10 protein-coding genes and 1 riboswitch are annotated in these 9,126 nt (G+C 73.4%); of the genes, 3 read left to right on the top strand and 7 right to left on the bottom strand.

The window, feature by feature from the left end:
* From ETD96_RS35055 to ETD96_RS35025, 7 genes are all read right to left on the bottom strand, one after another.
* On the bottom strand, positions 1 to 580 hold a 580-nt coding region (locus ETD96_RS35055; protein ID WP_138640773.1), incomplete at its 3' end, for a GAF domain-containing protein.
* Positions 581 to 643: 63 nt separating this feature from the next.
* The gene (locus tag ETD96_RS35050; protein ID WP_138640772.1) at positions 644 to 1,654 is read right to left on the bottom strand and encodes an Acg family FMN-binding oxidoreductase; all 1,011 of its coding nucleotides are present in this window, start codon (positions 1,652 to 1,654) and stop codon (positions 644 to 646) included.
* A 135-nt stretch (positions 1,655 to 1,789) separates the two neighbouring features.
* Positions 1,790 to 2,158: a bleomycin resistance protein gene (locus tag ETD96_RS35045; protein ID WP_138640771.1), complete on the bottom strand. Its 369-nt coding sequence runs from the start codon at positions 2,156 to 2,158 to the stop codon at positions 1,790 to 1,792.
* 46 nt (positions 2,159 to 2,204) lie between these two features.
* Positions 2,205 to 2,951: a class I SAM-dependent methyltransferase gene (locus ETD96_RS35040; RefSeq protein ID WP_138640770.1), complete on the bottom strand. Its 747-nt coding sequence runs from the start codon at positions 2,949 to 2,951 to the stop codon at positions 2,205 to 2,207.
* A gap of 5 nt (positions 2,952 to 2,956) precedes the next feature.
* Positions 2,957 to 3,943, bottom strand: coding sequence for an ABC transporter substrate-binding protein (locus tag ETD96_RS35035; RefSeq protein ID WP_171069382.1), 987 nt, complete (start codon positions 3,941 to 3,943; stop codon positions 2,957 to 2,959).
* Positions 3,944 to 3,983: 40 nt separating this feature from the next.
* A complete protein-coding gene (locus tag ETD96_RS35030) occupies positions 3,984 to 4,775 on the bottom strand; it encodes an ABC transporter ATP-binding protein (protein ID WP_138640768.1) in 792 nt (263 codons plus the stop codon).
* Positions 4,776 to 4,782: 7 nt separating this feature from the next.
* Positions 4,783 to 5,889: a FecCD family ABC transporter permease gene (locus ETD96_RS35025; protein ID WP_138640767.1), complete on the bottom strand. Its 1,107-nt coding sequence runs from the start codon at positions 5,887 to 5,889 to the stop codon at positions 4,783 to 4,785.
* Positions 5,890 to 6,053: 164 nt separating this feature from the next.
* Positions 6,054 to 6,233, top strand: a riboswitch (cobalamin riboswitch).
* A gap of 40 nt (positions 6,234 to 6,273) precedes the next feature.
* On the opposite strand from ETD96_RS35025, the gene ETD96_RS35020 reads away from it, so the two are divergent.
* The 3 genes from ETD96_RS35020 to ETD96_RS35010 all read left to right on the top strand — a co-directional run.
* Positions 6,274 to 7,317 (top strand): ABC transporter substrate-binding protein, encoded by a 1,044-nt coding sequence (locus ETD96_RS35020; protein ID WP_240808455.1) that lies wholly within the window; start codon positions 6,274 to 6,276, stop codon positions 7,315 to 7,317.
* Positions 7,314 to 8,399, top strand: a complete 1,086-nt coding sequence (locus ETD96_RS35015) for a FecCD family ABC transporter permease (protein ID WP_478209496.1) — start codon at positions 7,314 to 7,316, stop codon at positions 8,397 to 8,399. The genes ETD96_RS35020 and ETD96_RS35015 overlap by 4 nt, the downstream gene beginning before the upstream one ends.
* A partial coding sequence (locus ETD96_RS35010) for an ABC transporter ATP-binding protein (protein WP_138640766.1) occupies positions 8,396 to 9,126 on the top strand: 731 nt, incomplete at its 3' end. The genes ETD96_RS35015 and ETD96_RS35010, both read left to right, overlap by 4 nt.

Below are 9,126 nucleotides of genomic sequence, written 5' to 3'. Positions count from 1 at the left end.
CCACACCCGCCGCCGTGGCCAGCGCCGTCACCACGACCTCGTCCTCGGGATCGAACTCGCCGCCGCCGGCCTTCTCGGTCAGGTACAGGTTGCCGAACACCTCGTCCCGGACGCGGATCGGCACCCCCAGGAACGTCCGCATCGGCGGGTGGTTGGGCGGGAAGCCGTAGGAGTCCGGATGCTCGCCGAGGTCGGGCAGCCGGATCGGGTGCGGCTCGCGGATCAGCAGCCCGAGGATGCCGTGCCCGTGCGGCCAGTCCCCGATCGCCTCGATCTCGTCTTCGCCCACCCCGGTCGTGATGAACTGGACGAGCCGCCCGCCCTCCTCGGCGATGACGCCTAGAGCGCCGTACCGCGCGTCCACCAGGGTCGTCGCCGCCTCGGTGATCCGCCGCAGCACCGACTCCAAGTCCAGCTCACTGCCGATCGAGACCACGGCCTCCAGCAGCGCGTGCACACGATCACGAGTCGCCCGCGCGGCCTCCAACCGCGTCTGCAACTCCGTCAGCAGGTCGTCAAGTTGCAGCTGCGGGAGAACGAGCCTGGCCCGATCGTCACCGGCCTGGGATCCGTCGGCCATTACCCCAGTATCTCCGGCAACATCCGTGATGTCAGCCTTCGGCCGAGGGCGCCCGCCGCTCGGTCATGATTCGTCGAGCACCTCCCCGACCGGGCGGCGCACCGTGCCCAGCTCCTCCCCCTCGGTGAAGCCCAGGCGCAACAGCATCTGCGGGTGGGCGCCGCCGCAGAACCGGGCCCTGATGAACTCCCGCAGCTCGGGCACTTCCAGCGCCTGGGTGTGGAAGGCCGCCGACAGATCGCGTTCCATCGCCCTCAGCAGCACGCGCTGCAGCGCCTGCCCCGCCCGGAGCCAATCGGCGGGTGCGTCGCCGCCGGAGACCAGCACCAGCGTCAGTCCGGCCGACGCCGTCTCGCCCTCGTGCGCGTCCTGTGCTCCCCATCCGTGGCCGCGCGCGAAGTCGCGGGCCGGGAAATGCGGCGTGGTCTGCGGAGTCCGCCGCGGGTAGGCGCGTTCCTGGACGCCGTCCGACCGGGCCGTCCGCGGCGAGGGCGCCCAGCGGGCGATCTCCGCCGCGTACGCCGCCGACCGCCGCTGGACGTGCTCGGCCGCGTCGGTCAACGCCGCCAGCGCCCCCTTGACGTGCGCGTCGACGGCCTCGACCAGCCGGGCGCCCTCGCGCTCGGCGTCCTGCCGCATCGCCGCCAGGACCCCCGCGGGCACCGGGTCCGGGAGGAACCCGCCCCGGTGGGTGCGGCGACGCCGGATCTGCGCGTGCTCGCGCAGGATCTCCTGCTTGGGGTGCTCCCCCGGCCTCACATCGACGTCCGCCAGCAGGAACGGGCGATCGGGGTCGGGGAGCAACTGCACGTCCGCCGCGTAGCCGAGCGCGCGCAGCGCGCACCTCAGGCTGTACAGCGCGGCGCCGCAGCTGATCAGCATCTCGCGGCCGTCCGGATCGGCCACGTCGAGGCGGCGGTCGATGTCCGCGCTCAGGCTGATCCGGGTCCCGTGCAGGGCGAACCGCCACGGCTGGGTGTTGTGCACCGAGGGAGCCCACACCGCGTCCTCGACGGCCTTGCGGGCATCGGCCGACATCTGCTCGGACGCTCCTGCCGGGTTGCCGTACTGCATGGTCCCTCCCTTCTCAGGTCTCCTGCCTCCCGTTCCTTCCCCGGAAACGGAGTGACCTGCAGGGACGAACGTCCGCCACGGCCGGGACCTTCGCACCGCCGTCCTGAGTCGTGAGGTCTGGCTCCGCGCCTGCCGTCATGGGATCGCTGAGCCGACGCGGTGCAGTGTTCCCTCGGGGTCGACGTAGGCGAACTCCCGGAGCCCGTAGGGCGTGTCGACCGGCTCGCCGAGGCGGCCGGGGACACCCGTCCGGGCCCACTGGGCGTGCAGGGCGGCGGCGTCCGAGACGTAGAGGTAGACGGCCGCGCCGGTGCGGGCGGGGTCGTGCTCGTCCCACTGGGTGAGGTGGAGCGAGACCGGCCCCCAGTCGACGAACCCGTAGTGGTGGTCGTCCTCGGATCGCCGCGCCGTGAATCCGAGGGCGCGGTAGCGGTCGAGGGCGGAGGCCAGGTCCCGGACCGGGATCACAGGCGCCACGTTCTCGAAGCGGACTTCACTGTCCATGGTCTCTCCGGCGGTTGGTGTGCGGTCTGGGTGGCGAGGCTACGGTCTATGCCCTGTCCTCGGAGCGGGGCGCGTCCGTTTCCGGGTTCCGTGCGGTGATCAAGTGCTGCAGGGTGCGGCGGTGGTCGGCCGCGACGCCGTGGACGCCGTCGAGTTCGTAGAGTTCGGTCAGCGGCGTGACCTCGACGTCGGCGAAGCCGGCGGCGGTGATCCGGTCCTGCCAGGCGGTGATGGTCTCCGCCTCGGCCAGCACCAGGGCGCGGCGGGCCTCGTCGTCGTAGGCGCGGGCCCTGGGGTCGGTGTCGGAGTGGCGCATCCCGCCGGCGTGCCAGGGGGCGTCGACGATGGCGAGGCGGCCTCCGGGGCGGAGCAGGCGGCGCCAGTTGCCCAGCGCGATGTCGACGTCGGGCAGCGTCCAGAGGAGGTAGCGGCTGACGAGGGCGTCGAAGGGGGCGCCCCGCACGTCGGGCTCGACCGCGTCGCCCTGGACGAAGGTGATGTCGAGCCCGCGGCGCCGGGCGTTGTCGCGTGCGAAGTCCAGCATGGCGGGTGCGATGTCGACGCCGGTCACGCGGCGGCCGAGGGCGGCGATGGTCAGTGCGGCGTGACCGGTCCCGGTGCCCACGTCGAGGACGGTCTCGGCGTCGCCGGGCAGCGCGTCCCGCCAGACCCGCGTCCAGGCCGCGCTGTAGTCGGGGTGGGCCAGCCGCTGCTCCTGGAACTGCTGGTAGGCGGGGGCGTGCTGGTCCCAGTACCAGGTGATCCGGTCCTGGATCGGCGAGTGCGGGGACATGGCGTTCACTCTCCCTTGAAGTGGGCGGCGAGGCGCTCCAGGCCGTCGAGGACCAGGGGCGTGGGCGGTTCGGTGAAGTTGAACAGCTGCACCATGACGGCGTCGTTCTCGACGGCGCGCAGGTCCTCGGCGCCGGGGATGTCGAGCAGGGCCTGCTCGATCTCCTGGTCGGTGCCGTCGGTGTGCAGCAGGACGATGGTGTCGGGGTCGCGTCCCAGCAGCTCCTCCATGGAGACTTCGAAGACGCGCTTGTCGACGTCGGCGAACACGTTCCGGGCTCCGAGCGTCTCCAGCTGCGGCGTGGCCATGCTCCGGCTGCCGTAGGCGCCGACGGTGCCCTCGCCCCGGTAGGGCCACAGGACGGCCACCTTGCGGCCCTTCTGGCCGGTCAGGCCCGCTTCGACGGTCTTGATGCGCTTCTGGAGGTCCGCTACCGCCTGCTCGGCCTCGGCCCGCCGGTCGAACACCGTGCCGTACAGCCGCATCTGGCCGTAGATCGTCTCGTAGCCGGGGTCCTCGATCCCGTCCGGGCAGAAGCTGGGTTCGAGGAGGACGGGGATGCCGGCCGCGGCGAGCGACTCCCGCGTGACGCCCTCCGGCAGGCCGAGCAGCAGGTCGGGCTCCTGCGCGATGATCGCCTCGGTGGAGATCCTCAGGTGCCCGTCGGAGCCGAGCCGGTCGGTGAGGGACGGGACCTTGGCGACCGCCGCGAGGGTCTGCTCGGAGTAGTACTCCGGGGGGAACTTCCCGGCCCGCGAGCCCAGCCGGTCCAGGACGCCGAGCGAGGACAGGTACTGCAGCGGGGCACTGTTGACGATCATGGCGCGGGTGGGCGCACTGTCCACCCTGACGTCCACCCCGCAGTTCTTGACGGTGAGGGGGTAGCTCACGGCCGTGCCGCCCCGGCCGTCCGCCTCCGGGCCGGCCGAGCCGCATCCGGCCAGCGCGGCGGCCAGCAGTCCGGCCCCGGCCCAGGCGAGGAATCGCTTCATCTGGCGCATCGCTCCTTGCGGTGGTCGTCCGGCGTTCTGGTCAACGGGTGGTCGGGGACGGCGCGGCGGCCGCGGCGTCGAGCGGGTGGAAGAGGAACTGGATGCCGCGGGAGGTCTCCAGGCGTTCGACGCCGACGCCGTAGACGCCTTCGAGGAGTTCGGGCGTCAGGACGTCGGCGCACGGGCCGTGCGCGACGACCCTGCCCCGCTGGAGGACCAGGACGTCGTCGCAGTACCGCGCGGCCAGGTTGAGGTCGTGGAGCACGATGACCGTGGTGATGCCGAGCCCGCGGACCATGGCGAGCAGTTCGTGCTGGAACCGGATGTCGAGGTGGTTGGTCGGCTCGTCGAGCACCAGGTGCGCGGGCTGCTGCGCCAGCGCGCGGGCGATCATCACGCGCTGCTTCTCGCCGCCGGACAGCCGGACGAAGATCCGGTCCGCCAGGTGCCGGGCGCCGACCCTGCGCAGCGCGGCCGCCGCGATCCGGTGGTCGTCGGCGCCGTTGCGGGAGAACGTCGACTGGTGCGGGGCCCGGCCGAGCATGACCATGTCGGCCACGGTCATCGGCAGGTCGCCTCCCGGCTCCTGCAGTACGACGGCGACCCGCCGGGCGAGTTCGCGGTGGGGCACGGAGTCCAGGGGGCGCCCATCGAGCAGCACCTGCCCGCTGCGGGGCGGCACGATCCCGGTGAGCATCCGGACGACCGTGGTCTTGCCGCTGCCGTTGGGGCCGAGCAGCCCGAGGACCCGGCCGGATTCGGCCCGCACGTCGATGTCGCGCACCACGGTCGTCGCGCCGTAGGCGTAGCTGAGCCCGCGTCCTTCGATCATGGCTGTCTCACTCGCTTCCGGCGTGCAGGCGGCGGACCAGGATGAGCAGGAACGGCGCCCCGACCAGCGCGGTGATGATGCCGATCGGCAGTTCCTGCGGGCTGAGGACCATGCGGGCGGCCAGGTCGGCCCACAGCAGGAAGGTCGCACCGATCAGTGCGGCGACCGGGACCGCCCTCCGGTGCGTGGCCCCCACGATGCGCCGCGCCAGGTGCGGGATCACCAGCCCGACGAAGCCGATGCTGCCCGACGAGGCCACCAGCACCCCGACCGCCAGCGACACCAGGACCAGCAGCACCAGGCGGAACCGCGCCGGCGCGACGCCCAGGGTGTGCGCGGTCTCGTCCCCGATCGCGAGCGCGTCCAGGCGGCGCCCCCACAGCGTGAGCAGGGCGGTCACGAGGACGACGGCCGCCACGACCACGAACAGCGGCGCCGACCAGTGCGCGAGCGCCAGCGTGCCCAGCAGCCAGAACAGCACCGACCGCGACCCCTCGGCCGAATCGGACGCGAAGATCAGGAAGCTGGTCAGCGCGTAGAGCGCGTAGCCGACGGCCACCCCGGTCATCAGCAGCCGGGTCGAGGTGATCCGCCCGGCGGCGCGGGCGATCACGAAGACCAGCAGCGCGGCGGCCAGCGCGCCCAGGAACGCCGCGATCTGCAGCGCGTGCTCGCCCCAGCCCGCGCCGAACCCGAACAGGATCGCGGCGGCGGCTCCCGTCGAGCCGCCGGAGTTGACTCCGAGCAGGTACGGGTCGGCGAGCATGTTGCGCACCATCGCCTGCAGCGCCATGCCGGTGACGGCGAGCCCGGCACCGACCGCCGCCCCCAGCAGGACGCGCGGCAGCCGGACCCGCCACACGATCGAGTCGTGCGCCGGCCGCCAGGTGACCTCGGCCGGGGCGCCGATCAGGTGGTGGCCGACGACGTCGAGGACGGTCGCCGGCGGCACCGCCACCGCGCCCGTCCCGACCGCCGCGACGGCCGTGGCGAGGAAGACCGCCAGGAGCCCGAGCAGGAGCAGCAGGTACCGGCGCCGGCGGGAGGACGCGCCCAGGTCGTCGAGGTCGGGGTCCACGGCCGCGGCGGACGGGGCCACCGGTGACGGAGTCATGCATCCCCTCAGTTATTGCAAGTCATATGCAGTAACTAAGAACATGCAGTAGTGGTCTGTCAAGGAAGATCATCGTGTGACGAACCGCTCATCGGAGGCCGACCGGCGCAAAGGGCCCGGCGGACCGGGCGGGCGCCCGGCCGGGGAACGGCCACGCGCGCCGCATGTGTCACGATGTGCGGAGTAGGCGACGGCGGAACGAGGAAGCCGGTGCGAATCCGGCGCGGTCCCGCCACTGTGATCGGCGAGCGGATCCCGAACCATGCCACTGCCCGCGCCCGCGGGTGGGAAGGCCGGGACGAGCGTTGACCCGAGAGCCAGGAGACTCACGCGGTCGCCTCCTCGGAACAACTGGGGCGGATCTCCCCAGGGAGGAGGGGCTGTATGCCCATGGGTTCAGCGTTCCCTGCACGGCTGCGCGAGGCCGCGCCGGTACGGGCGACGCGGGCGCGCGGTAGGCGGGCCCTGGCTTCGCTGGTGGCACTGGTGCTGCTGTCGGCCGGATGCGGCGGCGCGGCGGGCACCGCCGACGGGCAGGCCGGCGCGGCGCCTCCCGGCTTCCCCGTGACGGACGCCAACTGCGGCGTGACCACCACCTATCAGCGGCCGCCGCAGCGGGCGGTCTCGCTCAACCAGCACGCGACCGAGGTGATGCTGGCGCTCGGCCTGGAGAAGTCGATGGTCGGCACCGGCTACCTCGACGACGCGGTCCTGCCGGAGTTCCGGCGGGCCTACGACGGGGTGAAGGTGCTCTCCAAGGAGTACCCCTCCTACGAGACGCTGCTCGCGGCCGAACCCGACCTGGTGTACGGGGGCTGGACGAGCGCCTTCGACGAGAAGGAGGGCCGCGGCCGGGCGGCGTTGCGGAAGGCCGGCATCGCCACCCGCCTGAACATCGAGGAATGCCCCGAGGGGCCGGTGACCATGGCCACCGTCGAGCAGGAGATCCGGACCGTCGCGAAGATCTTCGGCGTTCCGGACCGGGCGGAACGCCGACTCGCCTCGATGCGCGCCGTCCTGGACGGGGTGAAGCGCAGGCTGGCGGGCGCGGCCCCGGTCAAGGTGGCCGTCTACGACAGCGGCGACAAGACCGTCTTCACCGCGGGCGGCGCCGGGATCGGCAACGAGATGATCCGGCTCGCGGGCGGCGCCAACCTGTTCGCCGACGTGGGCAAGCCGTACGGGGACGTCTCGTTCGAGCAGTTCGCCGAGCGCGCGCCGGACGTCGTCCTCATCTACGACTACGGCGAGCAGTCCGCCGAGGACAAGAAGACGTTCCTGCTGGCCAATCCCGCGTTCAAGGACGTCCCCGCCATCAAGAACCGGCGGTTCGCGGTGCTGCCGCTGTCGTCCACGGTGACGGGGGTGCGCGTCGCGGACGCGGTGGACTCGCTGGCCCGGCAACTGCATCCGGACCGCTTCGCGTGACCGGCCTGGCCGAGGCCCGCGGCTCCGGCGTCCGGACGGCGCCGGCCGCGCCCGGTCCGCGCCGCCGGCTCCCCTACGCGCTGGTGCTGGCGCTGCTGGCGGCGCTGGTGCTGGCGGCGGCGACGGCCGGGATCGCGGCCGGCTCGGTCCGGCTGCCGCCCGGGCAGGTCTGGGGCATCCTGCTGCACCGCCTGCATCCGGCGCTGGCCGACCCGGCCTGGCCGCCCGTCCGCGAGACGATCGTGCTGGACGTCCGGCTGCCCCGCGTGCTGCTGTGCGGGGTGGTCGGCGCGGGCCTGTCGGTGTGCGGGACGGCGCTGCAGGCGCTGGTGCGCAACCCCCTCGCCGACCCGATGCTGCTCGGGGTGTCGTCCGGCGCGACGGTCGGGGCGGTCCTGGTCGTGGTGCTGCACGTGGCCTGGTTCGGCATGTTCTCGCTGCCGCTGGCCGCGTTCGGCGGCGCCCTGCTCGCGCTGCTCCTGGTGTACTCCCTGGCCCGCTCCGGCGGCCGGATGACGACCGTGCGGCTGGTGCTGGCCGGCGTCGCGACGGCGGAGGTGCTGTCGGCGGTGGCCAGCTACCTGATCATCACGTCCGACGACCCGCGCGGCGCCGAGGCGGCGCTGCGCTGGACGCTCGGCGGACTGGCCGGCACCACCTGGACCGTCTGGATCCCGGCGGCCGCGGTGCTCGCCGGGACGGCGGTGCTGCTCGGGCTGTCCCGGCCGCTCAACCTGCTGCTGGCCGGGGAGGAGGCCGCCGCGTCCCTCGGCCTGGACGTGCACCGCTTCCGCGCGGCCGCGTTCGTCCTGGTCGCCCTGATGATCGGCACGGTCGTCGCGGTCAGCGGCTCGATCGGCTTCGTCGGCCTGATCATGCCGCACGCCGTCCGGCTGCTGGTCGGCGCCGACCACCGCCGCGCGCTGCCCGCCGCGGCGCTGCTCGGCGCGGCCTTCCTCATCGCCGCCGACCTGGCCGCGCGGACCCTGATCAGCCCCGAGGAGATCCCGGTCGGGATCCTCACCGCCCTGGTCGGCGGGCCGTTCTTCCTGTACCTGATGCGCCGGAGGGCGGCCCGATGACCCCGGCGAGCGCCGCACCCGGAAGCCTGCGCGCCGCGGAGGTCTCGGTCGTCATCGGCGGGCGCCCCCTGGTCGACCGGGTCTCCCTGACCGCGGCCCCCGGCGAGGTCGTGGGACTGGTCGGCCCCAACGGCGCCGGGAAATCGACGCTGCTGCGCACCTTCTACCGCGCGCGGCGTCCCACCTCCGGGCGGGTCCTGCTGGACGGCGACGACATCTGGCGGATGCCCGGCAAGCACCTGGCCAGGCGGCTGGCGGCCGTCCTCCAGGAGCCTCCCGGCGACTTCGAGCTGACCGTCCGCGACGTCGTCGCGATGGGACGCACCCCGCACAAGCGCGCGTTCCAGGGCGACGACGCCGCGGACCGCGCCGTCATCACCGAAGCGCTGGCCGAGTTGGAGGCCGCGCACCTCGCCGACGCGCCGTTCGACCGCCTGTCGGGCGGTGAGAAGCAGCGCGTCCTGATCGCCCGCGCGCTCGCCCAGCGGACCGGGACGCTCGTGCTGGACGAGCCCACCAACCACCTCGACCTCCGGCACCAGATCGACGCGCTGCGCCTCGTCCGCCGCCTCGGCGCCACCGCCGTCATCGCGCTGCACGACCTCAACCTCGCCGCCGCGCACTGCGACCGCCTCTGCGTCCTGCACGCCGGACGCCTGGTCGCGTCCGGGACGCCCGCCGAGGTGCTGACCCCCGGCCTGCTCGCCGAGGTCTACCGGGTCGACGC

The sequence above is a fragment of the Actinomadura geliboluensis genome, assembly GCF_005889745.1.
Taxonomy (GTDB): domain Bacteria; phylum Actinomycetota; class Actinomycetes; order Streptosporangiales; family Streptosporangiaceae; genus Spirillospora; species Spirillospora geliboluensis.
Note: the sequence above shows the minus strand (reverse complement) of the source record. Positions and strands in the feature narration are given on the sequence as shown.

Coding starts and splice junctions, on each gene's coding strand:
- ETD96_RS35050 (WP_138640772.1), bottom strand. CDS start 1,654: ATGCAGTACGGCAACCCGGCAGGAGCGTCCGAGCAGATGTCGGCCGAT.
- ETD96_RS35045 (WP_138640771.1), bottom strand. CDS start 2,158: ATGGACAGTGAAGTCCGCTTCGAGAACGTGGCGCCTGTGATCCCGGTC.
- ETD96_RS35040 (WP_138640770.1), bottom strand. CDS start 2,951: ATGTCCCCGCACTCGCCGATCCAGGACCGGATCACCTGGTACTGGGAC.
- ETD96_RS35035 (WP_171069382.1), bottom strand. CDS start 3,943: ATGAAGCGATTCCTCGCCTGGGCCGGGGCCGGACTGCTGGCCGCCGCG.
- ETD96_RS35030 (WP_138640768.1), bottom strand. CDS start 4,775: ATGATCGAAGGACGCGGGCTCAGCTACGCCTACGGCGCGACGACCGTG.
- ETD96_RS35025 (WP_138640767.1), bottom strand. CDS start 5,889: ATGACTCCGTCACCGGTGGCCCCGTCCGCCGCGGCCGTGGACCCCGAC.
- ETD96_RS35020 (WP_240808455.1), top strand. CDS start 6,274: ATGCCCATGGGTTCAGCGTTCCCTGCACGGCTGCGCGAGGCCGCGCCG.